This is a genomic window from Aestuariibaculum suncheonense, from assembly GCF_014596935.1.
Classification (GTDB): domain Bacteria; phylum Bacteroidota; class Bacteroidia; order Flavobacteriales; family Flavobacteriaceae; genus Aestuariibaculum; species Aestuariibaculum suncheonense.
The window spans coordinates 644,201-668,623 of record NZ_JACVXC010000002.1; the positions used below are offsets into that span (position 1 = coordinate 644,201).

The following is a 24,423-nucleotide window of genomic DNA, read 5'->3' on the forward strand; positions in this document are numbered from 1 at the left end:
GATTTCTAATTGTTTAAGTTGTTAAGTGTTTTAAATTGATTTATTTAAATATGGTTGAAAATTTTACTGTTACTTCATCGCCTGTGGTTATGGTTCCGAACATCGCTGTGGGAGGATCAACTTTAAAATCGGTCATTTTAAAAGCCTTTTCCCCTTCTAAAGCAATTTTAGAGCCGTTAATAGTTACTTTAAAATTCATAGGAACATTTTTAGTAGTTCCAGCTATGGATAAATCGCCATTTGCTTTCACCTCGTAAACCCCAGATCCTTTATCTGTTACGTTATTAACTTTTGTTAATTTAAAAGCTATAGATTTGTATTTACTGGTATTTAAAGCTTTATAAGTGTTCTTATCCATACCTGATTTCCCACTTTTTAAACTTTCGGTTACAACATCCAACGTCAACTGATCGATTGCACAGGATTCTGTACTCGAAAACTTTATTTTACCAGATTGATTTTCGGCATCAATATGCCAATCATGTAAACTTGAAGTTCCGTAAACTTTTAATGAAGATTCTTTATTTACTAAGTTATATTCTTGAGCCTGAACTTGACTTAAACTAATAAATAATATAACTGTTAAGCCCAACATTTTAACGCCTAAATTTCTATATTTACTCATCTCTTTTTTATGTTTTAAATTATACTACAAAGATACATTGCACTTCAATTTTGAAACTATGATTTTTATCATGTTTCGGTTAAACAAACTTAAACAAGCACTACTATAAACAACTTAAATAACTGATAAACAACAACATAATATTAGTAAAAATATTACAAGCGCCAAAGTACATTTTGCTAAATTTCTAAAGATTTTTGTATTTTACTTTTACAGAATCTTAAAATTGAAAATAGAAAATGCACTTTGCTTATTACAGATTTATAAAATCTAATCTAAAAATTCAATTATTAAGATTTGATATTATTCATAATAACACCATAATTTTACTATATAAACCAAACTCAATTAATCATAAAAAAGATCGTACATCATCAGTCAAAATTACGAGACCAAAGGTGTTTCTAATTTAACCTCTTCAAATTTCTTAAACTAGATAAGTTTACCTTAAAAAATATTTTTAAAAACCAATCTAGATTTACTTGAGGCGTTAAAAAACGAAAATGGAAAGAAAAAGGTGAAAGACTATTTTATTAAATACATTAACAGATTAGAAAAAGAGAATAGTTAATGCTTCTGTCTGTTATGACAAATTATGCAAAAAAATAAGCCGATTAACAGCTGTTAATTGGCTTATTTTTAACTATACACATACTAAACCTAAACCATTTTAGTACTGTATCTTTTTATTTATAAAATTGACCTTAAATAAGTCTCTAAAGTAGAATTTGATGGCCTTAAGGTATGGCTGAAACAAACTCAACTTAAAGGTTTACGTGTAATAGCCACTAATTAAACTGAAACGTTAACAACTATTCTTTTTCCATTCTAATAAGCCCCCATCTATATATAAAAAAATAGCGCTGTAAAAAGAACACCTAATATTACAGCGTTATATTCGATTTGAAATGAACCCGGCTAAGACTAAAATAGTAAAAATCAAATAATTATTTAATCCAAAAAGACACCTTTCGTCACGATACCAAAAAGAAGCTAAAATTTTATCAGCTCTTTATTAACGCTTTCAGCCGATTGTCCAATTTTACAATTCACCGAATCGTTCACCAACATTCAAAAATTAATAAAATTCGGTTACTTTTGTATTATTATGATAAATATAGGTAATAGAGTTTTTAGTTAAACTTACCTTTAATTGATTTAGGCTTAAACATAAGGTGCAGTCGCATTGGGGATAGCTCATTAAATACAATTTAACTAAATGTAATATAATCAATTACGACAGACATCTCGCTAACTACCTTATCAGTTGCTATGCTTCCTCCTGTGACTACAAATCTTATATTACCCGCTGGATCGATAATGATTTTTGTTGGAATTGCTTGAATACCTAATGCCTTGGCAGCCTCATTAGTTTTAGATTTTACATTCTTATAATCCATATAAAGCTCAAAATTATAATTATTCTCCTCTAAATAATTTTTAGCCAATATTAATGGGTTTTCATCCTTTTCAAAAGTATGCACAAATAAAAACTTCACATTTTCATTTTCCCTGTACTTTTCAACAACCTCTTTCATTGCTGGAAATGAAGCCTTACATGGTCCGCACCAGGTAGCCCAAAAATCTAAAACAACAGTCTTTCCTTTAAAATCTTCTAGCTTAACCGTTTTGCCTTCAGTATCTAATAAAGCAAATTTAGGACAAGGCTCATTAACTATTTTTTCAATTATTTCCTCATGAGTTTTATTAGATAACTGATTCATAAGCATATGCTCATATGATTGGTAATCTAACTTTCCTAGAGCCTCATAAGACAATTTCAAATATTTTTTAACTTCATCGGTTGCCAACCCATCTACAACAACATTTTCTAAGATAGGCATAGCCTTTTCATATTCATTACATTTTGCTAACATTATTCCGTAAACACTTTGTAATGAACTTTTTTCATCACCTTCTAAACTAAAATATAAATCTTCTAATGATTTAAGCGCCTCTGTTATATTGTTGCTTTCCTCTAGCGCATTTACTAAGTTTAATTTACTTTCTTTTAAAACCTGTTGCTTCTTACTACCACTGTAATGATTCTCAATATTATTGATCTCTATTTTAAGAAAATCTATTTTATTAATTTGAGAATTAGTATTTGAAATTTTAGTTGTAATACGATTTACGAAAAAATATCTTAAATGATCACTCTTATCAATTTTATTACCATACTCTAAAGCCTTTGATATATTATCATTAAACATAAAATTGATTGCAAGCTTAAAATACTCTTTTGAAAAGTTATAGTTTGGATGATTTAGTCTCAAGTTCTCGAAAGCTGACTCCCTCTCTTCATCATTATCAAGTAACCATATCCTTTTTACTCTGCTTTGAATAGCTAACTCACTATCTGGCTTCCTTTTTATAACCTTTTCAATTAATTGCGCTTCAGCAATTGAATCTCCTGACATTTTATAATAACTAAGTAAGACCTTGTAATTATCTTCATCTTTACTTCTTAAAAGGTGCTTAATTGTCTTACTAGCCTCTTCAGGGGCCATTTGATTTAATTCCTCTAAAGTTACATTAGTAATATTGTGCCTTGCCGAACACCCTACAAATGAAATCACTATAAGACCTACAAGAAAATCATTTATCTTCATTATCAACTTTTTTTAAATCATTAACTATAATTCAACATCAATGAGTTGGCCTTTTCTAAAAACCTGAAGTTTCACCGTTTCCTTTTCCTTAATTTTAGAAACTAAGGCTTCATTTAAATCTTTTGCAGATACTCCATCGATGGTCACTATTCTATCCCATAATTTTAATGGATCTGTTTCACTTGCTTCTGTCCCTTGCTCTGTAGTTAAATTACGTTTTACCACTAATACATTATTTATATAACCTATTAAATAATCTTCAATTACAAAATCTAATGGCAATACGGTTTCTGTATTCTTTTTGGTATATAATTTATACGTATTCAAATCAATAACCCAATTGAATCTTCTAAGAAACTCAATACCTATTGACCCAAACGCATTATGGCCTTTATGCCTACGCTCTTCATACGATTCTACAGCTAGACTAGCATTTTTAAAGGTTAGTCCAGCGAAGTTTATGCTATCGACTAAACCGATTTGAACCGGTGATTTATGCCCCACACTTACGTTATATGTTTTAAACAAGGGCTTCATACTTTTTATTAACAAATCTTCATCTTGATGCTTTGTTCCTGACCCAAACATGATAGCTTGATACCCTGCTCCGGCATCTAAAATAAATTCTGACTCAAATGTGTTTCCTTCCGAAGCAATTGTGATAGGAATGGTTGGAACCCCTTCCGAATATCTAAATGTAGTCGCATTGTACTCTTTAAAAAAGTCATTTACACCAAATGAGTACAATATAATTTCATGTCGTTCGAAATTCACTTCGGTAATATAATTTCTGAAAAGATTAGCTCCTCCTATAATACCATCGAGACCAGGTTTAATTTTAGAAAACATTACCATATTTTGATTTTTCAATGTAAAATCTCCAATTGTTAAAGTATTGCCCGCTGAAAAATTTACAGTCATCTCTCCTCCTGGTACAAATACCTTTCGCTTTTCGGTAATTTCAACCTCCATTTCCTCCTGTAAATCAGCTTTTAACGCCAATCCATCTGCTCCCGTGTCGAACATCATGTTCAACACTCTATCTGACTTATTTAATTTCGCTTTTAAAATAATCGAGCCACGATCGTAAGTAAAGGGAAATGTGGCTATTTTTTCAGATTTACCATAACGATTAAAATTGAATCCTTTTTGATCTAAATAATCTGAATACAATAGCTTTCCATCTTCAGAAAACACCACTTTAGAAATCAATTCCTTTTCACCAAAAACATAATGGACTTGACAATTAGATTTTTCTTTATCTCCGCTAATTTCATCCCAATAAATATCGGTTGGTCTTTCAACATTATCTATAAAGTCACTAAAAAACGTACTTGCCTGAGGATGTTGATAAACTCCTAATCTGAAATCTTCGGAAATAAAATTCTTAATTAAACTCTTATCTGCTTTAAGTAAGCAGGCTTTATAGTTATTAAGAGTATTAAGTTCTTTACTATAGTCCTGAGCAAAACTATTAACCGCTAGTCCTAAAAGGACAATTAAAACCCAATTTTGTAATTTCATTTAAAAGAATTAGTTATAATAATATTGATTTTAAATATGCCTTAAGACCTGAATCTGAAGGTCGCAAACAGTTAGCCGAAATAATTTTCCCATTTGGATCAACTAACAGAAACCTAGGAATACCATGAATTTGGTAGTATGCTTTAATCTGATTTGTTTTTCCATTGTTTGTAATTAATTGCACACCCTCCATACGATTACCTTTTAAAAAGCTCTTCCATTTTTGCTTATTTTTCTGCTCGTCGAAAGAAATAGTGACAAATGAAATATTCTTACCGTGAAGTTCTTTTTCCAATTGTTTTAAATAAGGAATTTCAACAATACAAGGGCCACACCAAGTTGCCCATAAGTCAACAAACACATATTGGCCTTTAAAATCGCTTAACTTAACGCGCGCTCCCTTATCATTTTCATAATTAAAATTATAAGCTTCAACTCCGGTCATATTCATTTGATCAACCTCTTCTACACGTGTTTTCATGGCTTTATATGTTTCTAATCCCGCTGAAGAAGTAATACTTGGTGCCGCATTTTTATATATATCAGCAATCATAAAAGAAACTCCTGCTCTTAAAAATACGTTTAACTGATGTAGTACGTAATACTCTTTTAAAACAGGATTTTTAATAGATGCCGCACGTTTGGCCAATCTGTTTGGAACAATACGTGTAATGCCAAATTCTTGTTCCTGCATTTCGAAAAAGTCTTCCATGAGTTGTATCCCTTGAGGATGACTTATAAGAGCTGCATCGTCAAAAGTCCAGTCTTTAAAGAGTTCTAAAAAATCTGAAGACAAGGATATCCCCTTACTAACAGCGTATTTGTAATTTTCCAATGCAATTTGAAGCCCTAAATTTTTAACCCAAACCGTTTGACGGCTTAAAAAATCTTTATCTTTTATTTTTGCTTTTTTTAATTCCTTTACCCCATTTTTGTTAAGCGAAGCTATCTTTAACTGGGCTTCCTGAGTATCTAAAAAATTATCAGGAAAACTATAATGTGATTTATTGTAGTAGTTTTTAATTCCTAATCTGAAATTCAAAACATTTGAAAATGATGCTGTATCGTTTTTCACCCATTGATACAAATAGTTATTTACTTTAGCATAATCTCCAGAAAAATGCATTTTATTGTCATCTGCACTTACTACAATAGTTGCTCCTGGCTTCACTTCTAATAATGTATAATCTTTATTACAAGAAAAATACAGACGCTCACTACATATATGTTCTGGAATAATTATAGTGTGTTCTGAACTATTACCTGAATCAAAAATATACTCACTAAAAGCTTTTGCTCTGTTTTCTATATACCTGTATGTTGTAATATGCATAGTGTCCTTTACAGTTCCAAGCACCAAAATTTTTGCATCCTGAGCAGACACCTTACATACAGAAATTAACACTACAAAAACTATTAAAATTCTTTTCATTATATACTATTAGATTATGATTGCATATGAAGTTTTGAATCTTTAAGAATTCTAGAAAAAAAAGCACACCCTATAACTATCATAATAGTTATAACTATAGAGTGTGCTAAATTGATTAACTTAAAAATTACTATTTACCTAAGTGTTTTAAAATTTCTTTCTTTAAATCACTCGTTTTTGGTGATGGTGCCGATTTCACAAGAAGTCCTCCTTCTTTACTAAAAATCATGTACCGAGGGATAGTGGTTAGGCCATAAGCTTTTGAAAATGCTTTTTCTTTATCTCGCAACTCAACACAATGTGAGTTTGAAGCTGTTTTTTTCCATTTTAAATCTGAATCATCTACAGAAACCCCTATAAAGGTTACATCTTCATCTTTCATTTCTTCAGCTAAAGCTTCAAAATCTGGTCTTGCTTTCATACATGGTCCACACCAGGTTGCCCAAACATCTATAACAATGAGTTTACCATAATAATTAGATAATGGTACAATTTCATCGTCTAACTTTTGAAACTCAAAATTTGGTGTTTTACTAGAATCTTTAAGGTAAGCAAATTGTTCTTGTAACTTTTTAAGTCTCTGCAACGAATAACCGGATTTAAACAAATGCAAATATTTCTTTTCTAACTTCTCTAGTTCAACCCCACTTTTATCCATCTCAGCCCAACCTAAAAGATAGGCTACTTTAATCTCTGGGGACGCAAAATATTCTATGGTTGGCTTCATTTTTGTATAATCTTTGTACTGACACCAACCAGAATAAAGTTTCCCATATGGCAATAAATATTCGAACACCTCTAAAAGCCCAGGATCTGAAAACCTTTTTTCGTTTTTTATAGAGCCATATAAATCTTCAGGTAATTCGTTTTTATCATAATACCCTAAAAGTGGTATTTGCATAAAAAATACTTTAAAATAAGTCATTTCTGTGTCCACAAGTAAATGCATGGCATTTTTAAAATAATCATCACCACGGTACTTACTTATTTGTTTATGAAAATCTTCACTTGCACTTTCTAAAGCTCGTTGTCTGTCATAAAAAGGCGTTCTTTTAAAAAGTTCATTACTATCCAGACCATGATATTTTACCGAATATCGACGTGCTTCTTTAGATAGATTATACCATTTATCTAAAATTTTATTTTCTTTATTCGGTTTCACATAATCTATAGTACTATCGGTAACTATTAATTTTACTAGCTCACCTGCTTTACCATATATTTTACGTTCTACCCTATTAAACTTTACAACATAGAATGCCTGTGCAACGGTGTCTTTAAAAATTCTGTTTCCATCTGTTTTTAATGGAAATTCATCTACAATAATTTTATCTCCCTGCTCAATGCGGAAAACCTGAACGATTTCCGCATCAACTTGGGATGTAATTTGAATTTCTAGCTTTTTATCTGTTTTGCCTCCTGCATAAGCATTAACTATTACAAAAAAGATTAAGCTTAGATTTAAAAAATATTTCATTTTATTGTTTTAATTAATTTACTTGAATTCTGTCGCCTTTTGAACCTATAGCAACTATTTTCATATTTGATTTAAATTCAGGCCAGGTTAATTTATAGAAGCTACCACCATCACCAACAATAGCCACATGAGCCAAAAATCCAGCATTATAAACTTCTAAAGCCACCACATTCTTATAGCCGTACAAAGTAGGATACCCCCCCAAACTTGGAAAAAATGACCCTTGAATGACATCGGCTGGCGTGATATAAGCCGCTTTATTATCCTCGGCAAAATAAGCTAAACCTGCAGGCGCTTCCTCTACAATTGCTGTTGTTGTGGTTCCCATATTCCAAACATTAAAAAAGCCATTAAAATTTAAATTAAGTACTTCTGTGGTGAATGCTTTTAAATGTGTCGTGTAATTAGTCGATACCGAACTTAAGGCTTTAACTTTAGTTGCCATTTGGGCATAGTAATCAGACACTCCCAACAACTCTTTAGCGTAATAATTTAATTGCCATAGTGGTACCACTTGAGACCAAACAGATTCAGCATTATTATAATTTAAATCGGTTACGATAATATCCTGAAATGCCTGAGCATAAATATTGTTCTGTTTAAGTACCGAATAACCTCCGTTGTAGTAGAAATAATCTAAAGCAAACAGTTTAGCCGATACCCCTGCCTGAGTCCAAGCTCGGTTAACATAAGGTTCGTAAGCTTCCCCTATAGCTTCTAACACATTAAAAACGGTTTCATCATAACCTGTTGTATAATTTACTAAAGTCTCTAATTGATTTGTTGTTAAATTAACCACAGATCCTAAATTTAAATCGGTTTCATTTAAAACAATTCCTAATTTAGAATTAACTATATAAGCCCCTTCATTAACCGCGTAAAATGTTTTTGCATTTGCAATAAAGGCATCGAGATTTGTTCCTGCATTAACGATATTAGCTAATGTGGTTTGTGCATAACTTAAAGGCGCTATCAAATGATAATTTTCACTTACAATATCAACTACATTATAATCACGAGCTTCTAAATTTTGAATATCATCAATATTGTTACTGTTGAATACACCTTCTAAGATACCGCTTGCAATATGAACTTTTAAAGCTGTCGGGTTGTTAACATATACTTTCCCTCCATGAGCAACGGATATTTTATTAACACCTTCTTTTAATGGATATTGAGTAGTTCCATTTGTATTTAAAACAATTAAACTCGGCGAAGCACCTGATTGCTCCCCACAAAAGACAACTACATCTTGACCAGTTTCAAAATAAATACCTGTAGCATATTCATATAAAGATGCTTTATTGATTTTGGCATTTACTCTATCGCTTTGTATTGGTTGTAAATCTAAAATACGTTCATATTCATAAGTTCCATTTAACAAATGCTTTGCTATATTTCTATAGAATTCGTTATCAATATTTAAAATAGCATCAATTGTTACATCAGGTAATAATTCGCTATATGTAATATCGGTAAAAATATTATCGTAAATCACAGCAGATGTATAAAACTCAACTTCAGCACAAGACACCGATGGAATTGTTCCTGATGGAGCAAACGATAATACCACTTCAAATTTTACTTCATCTACATTTTCAATAGGATTAGCAAATTCAAACACTTTAGGATCTGCTTGATAGAATGACTGCATAGACAATACTTTAGTAAACGTATCTTCTCCTACTTTTTTGACATAGATATTACCGAATCTCATAGATTGGCTCTGTGCTTCCTCCGAAGGATAATATACGATGTAGTTAAGCATATCATCACCAGCATCTAACTTATATGAAAACTCTAATTTTTCAGTTTCCTGGTAATCTGACTGAAAATAGCTCATATAATCACCATCAAAAGACTTACTGATATCGAAATCGCCCAATGTAGATGAGGAAGTTCCTGAAATGACAGGTATTTTCTTATTACCTGTAACTTCGTCAACACTTGCTGGTTCATAACCAGATAAGGTTGCCGATTGTACTACGTTAAGCACAGCAGTATACTCGCCACCAACCTGATTAAACATTAAGGCATACTCGCGATTAGCTCCCGTTTCATTCTTACCAATTTTTAAACGCAGAATTGTTTCTCCCATATCTTCAATCAGTTCGGTTGTTACCCATGTACTAGCATTAGAAATCGTAAAATCTATATTAGCTACATAGTTAATATCAACCACTGTTGTATCTTTATCAACCTCAACTCTTTCATTTTCAAACATAATAGAAGGTGCATTACCTAACTGAATAATATATAATTCTTTAGAGTATGGTCCTGCTGTAATGTTTACTAAACTTTCTCTGGTTTCCAGCTCATCACTGCTTTCTGCTTCAATGGTAAGCATTTCATAACCATCGGCATCTCTATATTCGCTTGCAGTATACCAGTCCGTATTATCATATTCAGCTGTCCACGCATCCTGATTGGTAAATATTTCAACAGATTTTATACCTCCACCTACATTAAATAATAAGGTATCTCTAGATAATTCTAGATTAAAATCTCTAATCGTATCTTCTGAAAGGGATTCGTCACAGCTATTGAACATAGCCAGCAAACACCCTAAAACTGATAATATATATAACTTCTTTATCATTTTTTATTCTTCTAGTTAGTTACTAATATTTTGTTCGCATCCAAAAAGGTGTTGTTGATGGTTTGATATAGATATAATCTGTAACCTTACCTTCTCCAGTACTTGTAAAGTATGGCTCCGATTCAATTATATCTCCTGCAGCCATATCGAACTTGTATAATTTATAATTATTTCCTGTGCTTGTAGCTACAATAAAATCTGTATATTCAAGCTGTAAGATGATACCTCCTGTGACTGTATACCATTCATTTAAAACATCGATATGCGTAATTTCTTCACCAGGAAATTCCTTAATCATCTGCTCCGTTTTACTTACAGCATCATATTTCCAGATTTTATTATCTGCTACAAAATAAATTTGTTTTCTGTGCTGGTGTACACACCACATGGAAGCATCGTCTATCCTATAATCACTAGCGGCAAGTGAAGTACTGCTATTTAATCTCACATAACCTCCATTAATGTTTTGAGCATTTATATCAAGCATCGTCAAAACTTCGGGATCTTGTTTATTTTGAAGTAAAGCATAAACATTATATCCATAAATTCCTGAAGCTATAGATTCCATAAACAAAAGATTAGCATTAAAGTCTTGTTTAAAGTCTGTAAAACCTGGATATTCTCTAACATCTCTTGGTTCTGAAGCTGTTGTAATAGTATATTTAAAATGACCATCAACAGTATTGTACATTAAAAAAGTATTCGCCTGATCTCTGGCTGCCCAAGCAATATCATTATCCATGTAATAATCGCCCACCAAAGCAGGTAAAAATTTGTTCCCTCCATATTCCTTAACTTCACCAGCAACTATTCCATTGGAATAATTAGAAAATGCATAAACTTTCCCATCATTTATTAACGTGGTGTTACCATTAATCGATTTTAAATTTTGAATATTACGAACAGCAGGAACATCTCCTAAAAAAAGGTCTTCAAATTGTCCAAGCACACCGAACTCATTGGTGTCGATAACCATAATATCTTCTTTCGAAGCGATGCGTAAAGCGGGTACTGCTACCAATTGCGCATTTTCATAATCTTCTTTTCTGTACCCCCAATAATCAATTGTTACAGGGGTACCATCTAATCCCGTTCCGTTGTTAAGGACACTAATTAAATTTGGATATGTTGTAGGCTCCCCCGTTTGACTATCTAAACCAATCATATCAATATCGGTTTTACCATTACTGGTCTCCTTTAATAGATACATCCCATTGGAAAATTTAGAAACTCCTCTAGCATTGACTATTTGATAATTGATAATGCCCGTTTCTTTATGCTCCACCTCAAACATTAAAGTAATATCACCTGCTAAAGTAACTGGCATAACCAAATCTTTCTCGAAGGCAAAACGTACTAACTTAGCACTACCTCCTGTGCCTTCTTTTAAAGACCAGTAGTAATTGAAATTATTATTATCGAATTCGGCTTTGGGGCCTACAACCGGATTAATTTTAATGGTATCTTCTATTAAAATTAAATCCCCTAACTGACTTGGCACTTCTTCTATAGTAATATCCTCTATTTCTGTATAATTATAATTTCCAGTATCTTCATAACAAGAAGCAAAAAGCAAGGCGCTAAGTATATATATTATTTTTTTCATTTTACTTTTTATTTTTTTTACTTTAGAAGAAATACACCTCTGAATTTGGATTGGAATCGTCTTCTCTTAATTTGTGTAATCCTTGAGCTTCACGTTCTTCATTAATTCTATTTAATTCCAGAACGGCTAGATTTTTATAAAATCCTAAATACTCTTCAGTAAGCTCTAACTCAATAAAACTATCATCCCAACGCTGTCCTGTAGCGTCTATTAACAGCTGATGTTTTACTTTTCCATAGTAGCCCATTACCGTAAATACTGTTGTATTACCAACCGCAAAGTTCGTCCACAATTCTGGTTCAATAATCTTATCTGAAATTGCAAGATTCACTTTTTGAGTAGGAGCGTTACCTGGTTTAAAATCCTCGGTCTCTGCGACTTCTAAACTTAATGAATAATCATTTTCTTTTAGTGATGCATCTCTTAACAACACCACCTCAAAATCTGCTCCTAAGGAGTCTGCAGGAACAACAAAGGTTTTATTTGAAAAATCTTCGAAGTGCACACCCGCTTTAGCTTGATTAGGTAATTCTATAAATGCAGAATCTACAACATTACCAAATTCGTCCTGTTCGTAAATAAAACCATAAGATTTGGCTTGATTTACTTTATATACTCTATCTCTTGAAGACAGGTTCCCTGCAATATTTAATCTAAACTTGACGGTGTCTTTTTCTACTTCAGATCCTGCATAAACGAAGGAAAAGAAATTTTCATAATTGCTATCAAAATGAATATAATCCTGAGCATTCCAAGACTCAACAGCGTCTTCACTGCACGATGTTACTGCAATTAAGATTGCAAATAACCCTGCCGTATATTTCAATATTTTTGTTGTCATCATCTTATTTGTTTTATCCATTAACATCAATTTCTTTTCTAGGTAAAGGCAGTACATAACAATCGTCATTACATACTTCGGGATTTCTAGGTATTCTTGAAACATCATTGCGCTTATAGTAATAAAACAATACGCCCTCTCCTATAAACTCTTTCCTATATTCTTTTAAAAGAATTTCATTTAATTGAGATATACTGGTAATTTCTACAAAACCAATTCCTCTGGATTCTGCAAACTCCTCATAAAGCTCATTGGCTTTAGTCAAATCTCCACACTCCATAGCTATTAAATAAATTTCTGAAAGTCGTATAATTGGGACAGAACCTTCTTGTCCAGTATATTTCAGTGGGTTTTTAGCTGGTTCTGCTAAACCTGTAACTTTACGATCTTCCCATAGCTCTAAACGAATATCACTACCTGAATATTCATATAATTCATTTAAATAAGCTGTATTATTATATAATTGATTATTAAACAAGGTCGTTTCAAAATCTACATGAATGCCAAACAAATGCTCTCGGTTAAAACGATAATCTTCAATACCAATATTATCTAGTGCTCCTAATTTAAAAGTTTCATCACTATCAGTTTTTACAAAGTCTAAAATAGTGTTTGCATAGCCCAAAGCAGCTTCTTTATTTCCTAACCATAAATTTATGCGCGATTGTAAGGCTAGCACCCCCCATTTACCTAACCTAAAAGTTTTGTGAGTCGGGTAGTTGTTAAATATTTGTTCGGCTTCATTAATATCGCTTTGCAGCAATTGCATGTATTCATTATAACCGATAGCCAGATTCCTTTCATATCCCAGTACAGTTACATAAGGCAAATACTTTTTTGTTGTATTAACCTTTGAGGGAATTGGCCCCCAAAGCCTTATCAAGTCGAAATGTAACCACGCTCTTAATCCTAAACATTCGGCTTTTATAAGCTTGTAATCTTCATCTGAAAGAAAATCCTGTGTTTCTAAATATTCAAGCATTAAGTTAAGGTTGGCAATAGGTTTGTATTGAGCTCCAAATGTTGATGAAATCTGACCATCTAACAAACTGTACTCATGAAACTTTATTGATTCATTTATCGTTCCAGAGGTGACTTCCCATTGTGCTGCTAAATGCTCAATAAATTCACTCATTAAACGACCATTATGATCATAATTATCTCTTGTAAGCGTATAAACACCAAAAAGCGCATCGTAAAACCCTTGTTTAGACTCGAACATTTCGTCTTTAGAAAGTGTATCTTCGGGCTGTACTGTAAGCCAGTCATTTACCGAACATGAAACCAAGAAGTTCGATATGGCTATGATATATAAAAATATTTTTTTCATAAGATTCTGTATTTAAGATTAAAATCCAAATGATAAAGCAAGACTATGCCTCCATGCAAATGGATACCCCGTTCCACGCTCTAGTTTTATTGTTGAAAAATAAAGCAGGTCGTTAGTAGAGTATGAGATATTTAATCTGTTCATTTTTAAATGCTTTCTAACCCAGGCATTAGGTACTCTGTAATCGAAATTAAGCGTATTAAGCGCTAAGGTGCGCTCCGTTTGAACAAAACGACTCGTTAACAAGGTTGGATCATTGCTCGTAAGACTTTTGTATGGCACCACATCGCCTGGTTGACGCCATCTCCCATCGTAAACACGTTGATCTACATTTTTTGTAAAATCAGTTGTCTCTACACGACTTGCTAAAGTTGAATTATAAAGATTAGCTCCTAATTTAAACGAGAAACCTAGATTTAATCTAAAATTTTTATAACCTACATTAGAACTTAATCTACCATTTACTTTTGGAGTTATAATACCATAAGCTACACGGTTATATTGTGGATAAGTATAAGTTACTTCACCATCAGAATTCACAAACATTTCTCTACCTGTAGCTGGATCTATTCCTAATGAAGGCACAACATATAAGGCATTCATTGATTCACCTTCACGGTATAAAACATTAGGTTCTGATTTCCCTATATTGTACTGTTCATTTGCAAGGCTTATTAATTTCATTGCTTCTGAAAGTTTCAATAACTTATTACGGTTATGTGCAATACCTCCACGAACTGACCAATTCCAACCTTTTGGATTATTTCTAATGATATTAGCCGACAAATCAATCTCAACACCTTGGTTAAGTACATCTCCTAAATTTTCTGTATAGGTTGTATACCCATTAGATAATGGCAAAGTAACCGATGTAATTAAGTCTTCCGTTCTTTTGTAATAGTAGTTTGAGTTTAATGATATAAGGTTATTCCAAAACCCAAGTTCTAAACCAATATTATGCTGAAAGGTCGTTTGCCATTTTAAATCGGGGTTTCCAATACCTCTTATAGCTGTTCCTAAATTACCATCGTACCTATCGTTGCTTGTCAAATAATTGTAAGTTGTTAACGCATCATAAGGACTAAACTGTAAAGACCCTGTTACTCCATAAGAATATTTAGGTCTTAAATTTGAAATTACTGGCAATTTTTCTTTAATATACGCCAACCTACTTAAATTGGCTCCTAAACCAATTGAGTAAAAGGGTGCAAATCTTGAATTTTTACCAAAAGAAGATGCTCCATCTAACCTATACGATAAATCAGCAAAGTAAATATTATCGTAACTATAATTAGCATTAGAGGTTAGCCCTAAACTCCTTGTTGTTCCTTCTGTTCCAGAAGGCGAATCTCCTAGATACTGACTTCCCATCGAGATAAAATCCATTCTATCATTAGCAAACCCACTTACACCAATCCCATAACTAACATAAGAGGTTTCTCTCATCGTTCCGTTAACACCAATAAACACTTTATGTTTATCATTAAATACCTTAGCAAAATTTAGGGTAGCTTGTGTATTAAAAGTAGAATTCTCTCTAATACTTAAAGAATATCTTCCTCGAGAATCTTCGTCTCTCACTCCATAGAAATCGGTATGATTTGGTGGTGTAAACTTATCTAAATTACTTAAGTTTTTAGTATACCCTAAAACACCTCGTACCTTAAAATTATCATTAATCGACCATTCTAACTGAAAATTTTCTCTAATATTGGTATACTTACTCTTATCGTACCCTCCTAATTGCGCATTAAACAAAGGATTGAATACGACACTTGAAGCAGGATCACCTTCTCCATATTGATCTGGAATTTGTCCATCTTCATCATACGGCTTCCAATACGGATTCAAGTTTGCATACTGCGAAAATGATCCATATTGCGAATTTTCAGATTGGTTAAAGCCTATAGACAAAATGTTAGAAAACTGGATATTATCTAATAGATACGTGATATTAATAGATCCATTGAAGTTCTCTCTATCAGATCCTTTCATTGCTCCAGTTGTTTTTCTGAAACCAAAATTCATAGAGTATCTAAAGGCAGGATCTCCTCCTCCTAAACTCAGATTATGCGTTTGACCTAATCCGGTTTGTACAGGTCGAGATAGCCAATAAGTATCAACCCCTTCCTCTACCAATTTAAGTTTATCATTATAGCTTCGCTTAAGTAAGAGTTGTTGATTAAAATCTTCGGAATCATATAAACCCGCAAGACGTTCTAATTCTAATTTCTCTCCTGCATTTAACAAATCGTAACTCCTTAAGTCTGGTACCTCAACATTAAAATTTGAACGGAAAGTAACATTAAGTTTACCTGCTTTTGGCTTTATTGAAGTCAAAACAACAACTCCATTAGCACCCTGTGCTCCATAGATTGCAGTTGCACTGGCATCTTTTAAAATTGTAACCGATTCAATTTCATCCTGGTTAAGGTCCATCATACGTTGAAGTGAAATCTCGAACCCATCTAAAATAAAAAGTGGCGTATTTAAATTGGCACGTTCACTGTCCTGAAGCTGATCAAGTTCTTGCTGACTTTTGTTGGGCACACTAGACGTACCACGAATATTAATATCTGGCAAGCGGTTAGGGTCTGAACCAAATTCATTGCTTATTGATATATTAAAAGCGGGATCAATATTACTAATAGTCCTTAAAATATCCCTGTTTTCAAATTCTTCTAATTGTTTTCTATTAATAAAAGTAGCTGCTCCTGTATAGCTTTCTTTGGCTCGATTAAAGATACCCGTTACAACAACTTCGTTTAACTCCTCTACATTTGGGAACAGTTGAACATCTATATTTTCACTTTCTGCTTTAACCTCTTTGGTTTCATAACCAACATAGCTAAATAACATAACTTCTCCTCTAGGTGTCTGTATTGCATATTCTCCATCAAAGTTTGTAACCACACCTTTAAGGGTTCCTTTCACCATTACCGTAGCTCCCGGTAATGGCTGCTTACGTTCATCGTATACCTTACCTTTTACAGTAATAATTTTTTGTTTTATTGGTAAATTTTCTACCTCTGAAGTTTCTTCTTTATCATTTAAAACAATGTGGCTTCCTCTAATTTTAAAATTAGTATGAGTATTTTGAAACAAGGTTTTTAAAACCTCTTCAATATCCTTATTAGTTACATTGATAGAGACCTTTCTCAATAGATTTACATTCTTTACATTATAGACAAATCTGTATTCTGAAATAGATTCTATTCTATCAATAACATTACTTACTAATTCGTTTTCAACGTTTAAAGTAATTTTTGTTTTTTGAATTTTACTGGCGTCTGCGTGCATCAGTCCCCAATTAAATAATACAACTAAGCATGTAAGTGTTAAGCTTAATTTGCATGGTAAAAAGTTTTTTCTTTTCAAACCTTTACACAACATTTTCATTCGCATATGTTTATAGTTAATAGTTCTATCGAAAAAAGCGAGTCTCTTTCGACATAAATTATTTTTTGGTTTAGTTTTTGGTTTAACTCTATAGTTTTCTTAATCTCATATATAATTTATTTAATTATTAGTTGCCCTTCATCTATTTTATACTTTATATTATAACTGTCATTCAAATAACTTAACACTGAATCAATTGGCTGATTATTAAATCGAGCATTAAAAACCTCTTTACTTAAAGCCTTATTTTTATTGATAACTTTTACATTATAATGACGTTCTATTTTTTTAAGAATATCATTAAAACTGGTATTTCTAAACACCAATTCCCCGTGCATCCAAGCAGTATATAAATCTGTATTAACCGTTGAAGTTTCTATAGAACCAAGCTCCTTATTAAAGACTCCTTTTGTTCCTGGAAGAATCACAACACTGTTAACTTTTTCAGCATCATCTTCCTCTGAAAGACTCACTTTTCCTTTAACCAAAACCACGTTAGTGATAAAATCATCCTGATAAGATGACACATTAAATTCTGTACCTAATACCTGAACATTTAAGGCCTCTGCGTTTACAATAAATGGATGATCTTCATCGTGAGCTACATCGAAATAAGCCTCTCCAGACAGATAAACCTGTCTATTCTTGCCTTTAATAAATTTGGTTGGGTATTTAATAGTAGTACCTGAATTTAAAGACACATTTGTTCCATCAGACAAGGTCAATTCAAATCGTTTTCCATACGGAATTTTCAATGTATTAAAAACAACCTCTTCCACTCCAGAGTCGTTAGAGTAGTAAAGTTTATCTTTGTTTTTTTCTATAACAACATTTCCGTTATCATCAAATAATTGCTCTACTTTTTCAACATCTAAAGTTTGAACACTACCATCGTGCAGAGTCAATGTAATTGGCTCATCTTTAATAATAAGCACATTACTACTATTAAGCATAGTCATTTTTAACATATATCCTACACCTAGTAATAAAACTAAAATTGCAGCATATTTAAACCAAGATTTAGATAAATACCTTATTTTCGGCTCTTTGGTTTCAATAGCTTGTTTCACCTTTTGATAATCGAGTTCAGAATCTACCTTAGATAATAACAGATTTATTTTATATTCATCTCCAATATATTGATTGAATATTTTTTGGTTATTCTTATTTTTTAACCATTCTGTTAATTCACTTAACTCTTTTTCGGTAATTTTGTCGCTTAAATATTTAATTATGAGATTTTTCAAAACGGTCTATTTTGATTAATTTTAAGCTATTACGCAGTTTCCTTAACATACCCTTAAATAAATTTTAATTTTTTTTTAATCTTTACACGCGATAATTCTTCTTAATAAGAAAATATGCAAATCATGAGCGACATAGAACTTTCTGAAGCTATTAAAAAAGGTGATGAAACAGCTTTTAAAGAACTGTTCGATCGTTACTACAAAAGAGTGGTTGCATATGTATTGACTATTTCAAAAGATCAGGATCTTTCATCCGATATTGGTCAGCAAACGTTCATAACCCTTTGGGAAACTAAAGAAAAGCTTGACACATCAAAATCAACCAAGTCTTATCTTTTTAAAATCGCCTATAACAAGTATATCGACCATTGCAGAAAGACTAAAAAAAAGGAAACGTTTATTGATGAGCTTAAAAATGATAGTCTACAACTTATCACGGAAGATGAAGATATCATAGAAAAAAAGTTAAAGAAATTAAGACTCCTAATCGACGAATTACCTGAACGATGTCGAGAAATTCTAAAACTAAATAAAATTGAAGGTTTAAAATATAAGGAAATAGCTGAACATTTTGGTATCTCACAAAAAACAGTAGAATCACAAATGCGTATTGCCTACCAAAAAATTCGTGAAGGCTTTGAAGGTGATAATGAACTTTACCTTTTTATTGTTTTCGCAGATTACTAGAGGAGTTTAAAACTTGTTATATTTTTTCCTTTATTTACTAAACTTTTTCACATTTCACAAATAGAAACAACTATTAAACATTTTATAAAATTTGAACTTCATGAGCATTTTTAAATGAAAAAATAAAGAACTAACTCCCTACATATAAATTTTAATATCTTAGTTTCGTAACCTGAAAATCCTCTTGAAATTTAAATAATTTCAACTAAAACCATTTTGCAGAAAACCTGAAAATAAAAATTATGAATTATGATGAATAAGAGTAACATTGCTATTTTAGTATTGATTGGTATTTTATTTTCCTCATGTACTATGAAAAAAGAGACTATGCCTCCTAATATTCTTTTTATTGCTGTAGATGATTTACGAACAGAACTGGGTTGCTATGGCAATACAGTAATAAAATCTCCCAACATAGACCAACTAGCACATGACGGGGTACTTTTTTCAAACCATTTTGTGAATGTTCCTACCTGTGGAGCTTCAAGACATAGTTTATTAACAGGAATGCGACCTATTAGTAAAGACTATCTACGAAATGATATAACGGAGCTTACATTAACCAACAAACAAGAACAAGACGCGCCTGAAACCTTCATTCATCATTTAAAAAGAAATGGTTATCATACTGTGGGCATAGGTAAAATAAGCCATTCTGCAGACGGTTACATTTATGGCTACAATGAAGCCCCCTCAACAAAACAAGAGTTACCGAATAGCTGGGATGAATTAGATTTTGATTATGGAAAATGGAAAAGCGGATGGAATGCTTTCTTTGGTTATGCAAATGGTGAAAACAGACAAAGTCTTAAAAGACAAGTAAAACCATACGAAAAAGGAGTAGTAAATGATACAGGCTATGTTGATGGATTAACAACGAAGTTAGCCATTTCTAAGTTAAATCAACTTAAAAAAAGTTCTAAACCTTTTTTTCTAGGGATTGGTTTTTTTAGACCCCATTTACCTTTTAATGCCCCCAAGAAATATTGGGATTTATACGACAGAGATTCAATACCTATATCTCCAAATCCAATGATTCCTGAAGGTGTAAATTTAAAAAGCCTCCATGAAAGTGGTGAATTAAACGGATATAAACTAGGAGAAGAAAAAGCAAGTTTAAATCACCCTGTATCTGAGCAATATGCAAGAACACTCCGTCACGCCTACTACGCTTGTGTTAGCTATATTGATAACCAAATTGGACATATTCTAAAAGAGCTTAATAAACTAGGCTTGGATAAAAATACAATAGTAGTTGTTTGGGGTGATCATGGCTGGCATCTAGGAGACCAACAAATGTGGGGCAAGCATACTATTTTTGAAAACGCCCTAAAAAGTCCATTAATAATAAAAGTACCTAACAAATATAAATCTAAATCAGTTAATTCCATTATTGAAACGGTAGACATTTATCCAGGACTTATGGAACTTTGCAATATAAAACTTCCTGATTCATTAGACGGTAAAAGCTTTGTTAGCATCCTTGAACAAAAGAATATGCAAACAGATAATGTAGCGTACTCATATTACAGAGATGGAATTTCATTGCGCACAAACAGATACAGACTCACGAAATATTATAGAAAAGAAGAACCTACTATTGAACTTTATGACCATAACAGTGACCCTTTTGAGTCCAAAAATATATCAAATGACAACAAGGAAATAGTTGAAAAATTAATACCAATATTAGAAAAAGGTAATAAAGAAATATTTTACTAGTCAGCAAACAAGACTTTTAATTTATTTTTTGCTTTTCAGGTGATTATGGATACTTTGTAGAAATGCTCAGTCTTTTTTGCCTTGTTAAATGTTTTTATGCTACATCTTCCTGCTTCCCTTGGTTAGCCAATCCAAAATTGTTTGCTTCTTGAATCTGTTTACATAAACAAAAAACAAAATAGTCCTTTCTATTAAGTATAAATACTTTTATGCCGATGCTAACCATTTTTATTAGTAGATTAAATTATAAATAATAAAGGGGTTACTAAAGTAAAAGTATTGCCCTGATGAATTAAGGTATTGGGTATGGCTGCTGAGCGCTTTATTATTCTATCTTCTAATATAATTTAATTAAAAAAAAGCAAAGTAGTATTCTAAGTAGTGCATTTATAAAAAAGGTTCTCCAAGCTCCCCAACAACCAAACTAGTATGTTTAAAACTCCTAATACAGGAATTTATATTCCATGTAAAACTATGGAGAAGCCAATCTTTACATGGATATATAAATCCAATGCATGGACATATTATGATTTAACAGATTTTGGACAGGAAATGCTCTTATATCATTTATTTTATTACATATCTTCGATTTTTAATTGATTAGTTAACAAAGCATCTTTAATTAAATATTAATTCTCTGTTTCATAGTCTTTTGAATTTTAAAACCAATGTTATGTACAAAACACTTACAAGTTATTGTTTTCTCATCCTTTTATGTTCTTGCTATTCAGAAAAAAAACTTAATTCTCCATATAGCAAAACCAGTAATATACTGTGGTACAACAAACCTGCAGACTATTTTGAAGAAACCTTAGTTTTAGGAAACGGCAAAATGGGAGCTTCCATTTTTGGAGGCGTGAATTCTGAAAAAATATATCTTAATGATGCTACATTATGGTCTGGGGAACCTATTAATCCCTACAACAACCTGAATGCCTATAACTATGTTGAACCGGTTAGAAAAGCATTAAATGATGAGAATTACAAATTAGCTGATTCCTTAAATAAATTTATTCAAGGACCTTTTACGCAATCTTATGCTCCTTTGGGAACTATGCTAATTAATTTTAAAGAACAAGATACTTTCACAAATTATTATAGAGAACTGGATATTAGTAATGCAATTTCTAAGGTGAATTATCAAAACAATGGTGCAACTTTTCAGCGGGAATATTTTGTATCGCATCCAGACCAAATTATGGCTATTCATCTAACAAGCGATATAGAAAAAACCATAAATTGTGCCATTGGATTTGAAAGCCTTTTAAAATATAAGGTGACGCAAGAAGGAGACATATTAAAAGTGGACGGTTATGCGCCTTACCACGCAGAACCAAGTTATAGAGGTAACATGCCGAATGCCATTCGCTTTGATGAAAATAGAGGCACACGTTTTACAACACTTTTTAAAGTTGACAATATAGATGGTGATATATCTATTGAAAACAATACCATTGAACTAAAAAATTGTTCAGAAGCCACCATTTATATCTCCATAGCTACAAGTTTTAACGGATTTGATAAAAACCCAGTAACCGAAGGTCTCGATAATCAGGCTGTCGCCTTGGAAACACTTCAAAAGGCAAGTAAAAAGTCCTTTACAACTTTAAAGGAAAGCCATATTAAAGATTACCAAAACCTTTACAATCGTGTTTCTTTGGATTTAGGAAACACTGATATTCCTGAAATACCAACCAATGAACGCTTATTACGATATAATGATGGCTTGGAAGACAAAAACCTGGAAGAACTTTATTTTAATTTTGGTCGCTATTTATTGATTTCTTCATCAAGAACCAAAGAAGTTCCTGCTAATTTACAAGGTATTTGGAATCCTTATATGCGCCCGCCATGGAGCAGTAATTACACTTTAAATATTAATGCCCAAGAAAACTATTGGCTCGCAGAAATTGCCAACCTATCAGAATTGCACAAGCCCTTACTGAGTTATATTAAAAATGTCGCAGAAACAGGTGCTATTACAGCTAAAACCTATTATGGTGTTAATGGGTGGACGGCCTGCCAAAATTCTGACATTTGGGCACTTAGTAATCCCGTAGGCGATTATGGCCAAGGCGACCCTAACTGGGCTAACTGGAATATGGGTGGTACATGGCTGGCAACACACTTATGGGAACATTACAGTTTTACTCAAGACAAAACATACCTTAGAGATTATGCATACCCATTAATGAAAGGAGCTGTACAATTTTGTCTGGAATGGATGGTAAAAGATGAAAATGGACAATGGATAACATCGCCTTCAACATCGCCTGAAAATAAATACATTACATCAAATGGATATCATGGAGCCACTTTGTATGGAGGTACAGCTGATTTAGCAATGATTAGAGAGTTATTTATTGATTTTATTCATGCTTCACAGGAACTAAATATTGAGGATGCATTTATCAAGCAGGTAGTGGAAACTAATAAAAACCTGCATCCCTACAAAATTGGTAAAAAGGGTAATTTACAAGAATGGTACTATGATTGGGAGGATGAAGACCCACAGCATCGCCATCAATCTCACTTATTCGGACTCTACCCTGGACACCACATAACAGTGAGGGAAACACCAGACTTAGCAGAGGCCTCTGAGGTTACTCTCAATATAAAAGGAGACGAAACTACAGGTTGGTCAAAAGGTTGGCGTATTAATCTTTGGGCCAGATTACTAGATGGTAACCATGCTTATAAAATGTACCGAGAACTACTTAAATATGTAGACCCCGATAAATCGGATGGAAAACACAAAGGTCATGGCGGCACTTACCCTAACCTATTTGATGCCCATCCTCCATTTCAAATCGATGGTAACTTTGGTGGAGCTGCCGCTGTTATTGAGATGTTGGTACAATCTACTAACGACACAATATATCTATTACCTGCTTTACCTGAGACATGGAAAGACGGTTTCATTAGAGGAGTTTGCACACGCGGTGGATTTGAAATTTCAATAGAATGGAAGGATGGTGTATTGATTTCTTCAGAGATTTTAGCAAAAACAGATAGTTCAACCAACGTTGTATTTGGAGACACTAATAAAACTGTTAAACTTAAAAAGGGTGAAAAAATTAAATTAAACTGGTAAGACTTCGTAAAAGTTGTGCAAATGGAAGCAACCAAAAACAAGAATAATATTTAATCCCGTCATTATTAATTTCAAACGAACATAGTAAGAAAAGAATAACATCAAAATTTACAGGACACCAAATAGTGGATAGGGCGGACAAAGTGAGCCTCCCGCGGCGGGTCAAAGTGAGCATAGTAAACTAAGTGCTCAAAATCTATTCATTTGTGGTTAAATTTAGTGTTATTT

At 32.4% G+C, this 24,423-nt stretch carries 14 protein-coding genes; 3 read left to right on the forward strand and 11 right to left on the reverse strand.

Annotated elements, in window-relative coordinates:
* Nucleotides 1–40 precede the first annotated feature (40 nt).
* The 11 genes from ICJ84_RS08295 to ICJ84_RS08345 all read right to left on the reverse strand — a co-directional run bounded on the left by ICJ84_RS08295 (nt 41) and on the right by ICJ84_RS08345 (nt 18,692).
* Nucleotides 41–625, reverse strand: coding sequence for a YceI family protein (locus ICJ84_RS08295; RefSeq protein WP_188215904.1), 585 nt, complete (start codon nt 623–625; stop codon nt 41–43).
* Between the two features lie 1,211 nt (nt 626–1,836).
* A complete protein-coding gene (locus tag ICJ84_RS08300) occupies nt 1,837–3,237 on the reverse strand; it encodes a redoxin domain-containing protein (protein ID WP_188215905.1) in 1,401 nt (466 codons plus the stop codon).
* A 24-nt stretch (nt 3,238–3,261) separates the two neighbouring features.
* Nucleotides 3,262–4,761, reverse strand: a complete 1,500-nt coding sequence (locus ICJ84_RS08305) for an aspartyl protease family protein (RefSeq protein WP_188215906.1) — start codon at nt 4,759–4,761, stop codon at nt 3,262–3,264.
* 13 nt (nt 4,762–4,774) lie between these two features.
* Nucleotides 4,775–6,193 (reverse strand): TlpA family protein disulfide reductase, encoded by a 1,419-nt coding sequence (locus ICJ84_RS08310; RefSeq protein ID WP_188215907.1) that lies wholly within the window; start codon nt 6,191–6,193, stop codon nt 4,775–4,777.
* A gap of 130 nt (nt 6,194–6,323) precedes the next feature.
* Nucleotides 6,324–7,670 (reverse strand): TlpA family protein disulfide reductase, encoded by a 1,347-nt coding sequence (locus ICJ84_RS08315; protein WP_188215908.1) that lies wholly within the window; start codon nt 7,668–7,670, stop codon nt 6,324–6,326.
* A 13-nt stretch (nt 7,671–7,683) separates the two neighbouring features.
* A complete protein-coding gene (locus tag ICJ84_RS08320; RefSeq protein WP_188215909.1) occupies nt 7,684–10,269 on the reverse strand; it encodes a M60 family peptidase N-terminal accessory domain-containing protein in 2,586 nt (861 codons plus the stop codon).
* A gap of 22 nt (nt 10,270–10,291) precedes the next feature.
* Entirely contained in the window at nt 10,292–11,875 is a 1,584-nt protein-coding gene (locus ICJ84_RS08325; RefSeq protein WP_188215910.1) for a PKD-like family lipoprotein, read from the reverse strand.
* A gap of 22 nt (nt 11,876–11,897) precedes the next feature.
* Nucleotides 11,898–12,716 (reverse strand): DUF4843 domain-containing protein, encoded by an 819-nt coding sequence (locus ICJ84_RS08330; RefSeq protein ID WP_188215911.1) that lies wholly within the window; start codon nt 12,714–12,716, stop codon nt 11,898–11,900.
* 13 nt (nt 12,717–12,729) lie between these two features.
* Nucleotides 12,730–14,046, reverse strand: coding sequence for a RagB/SusD family nutrient uptake outer membrane protein (locus tag ICJ84_RS08335; protein WP_188215912.1), 1,317 nt, complete (start codon nt 14,044–14,046; stop codon nt 12,730–12,732).
* Nucleotides 14,047–14,064: 18 nt separating this feature from the next.
* Nucleotides 14,065–17,346 carry a SusC/RagA family TonB-linked outer membrane protein gene (locus ICJ84_RS08340; protein WP_188215913.1) on the reverse strand — a complete coding sequence of 1,094 codons (3,282 nt, stop codon included), beginning with the start codon at nt 17,344–17,346 and terminating at the stop codon, nt 14,065–14,067.
* 215 nt (nt 17,347–17,561) lie between these two features.
* On the reverse strand, nt 17,562–18,692 hold the full coding sequence (locus tag ICJ84_RS08345) for a FecR family protein (protein WP_188215914.1): 1,131 nt from the start codon (nt 18,690–18,692) through the stop codon (nt 17,562–17,564).
* Between the two features lie 123 nt (nt 18,693–18,815).
* Here ICJ84_RS08345 and ICJ84_RS08350 point away from each other — a divergent pair, with 123 nt between their 5' ends.
* From ICJ84_RS08350 to ICJ84_RS08360, 3 genes are all read left to right on the forward strand, one after another.
* Nucleotides 18,816–19,379, forward strand: a complete 564-nt coding sequence (locus ICJ84_RS08350) for an RNA polymerase sigma factor (protein ID WP_188215915.1) — start codon at nt 18,816–18,818, stop codon at nt 19,377–19,379.
* Nucleotides 19,380–19,628: 249 nt separating this feature from the next.
* Complete coding sequence (locus tag ICJ84_RS08355) at nt 19,629–21,101, forward strand: sulfatase (protein ID WP_241748725.1); 1,473 nt, start codon at nt 19,629–19,631, stop codon at nt 21,099–21,101.
* A gap of 673 nt (nt 21,102–21,774) precedes the next feature.
* On the forward strand, nt 21,775–24,195 hold the full coding sequence (locus ICJ84_RS08360; RefSeq protein WP_188215916.1) for a glycoside hydrolase family 95 protein: 2,421 nt from the start codon (nt 21,775–21,777) through the stop codon (nt 24,193–24,195).
* Nucleotides 24,196–24,423: the final 228 nt, after the last annotated feature.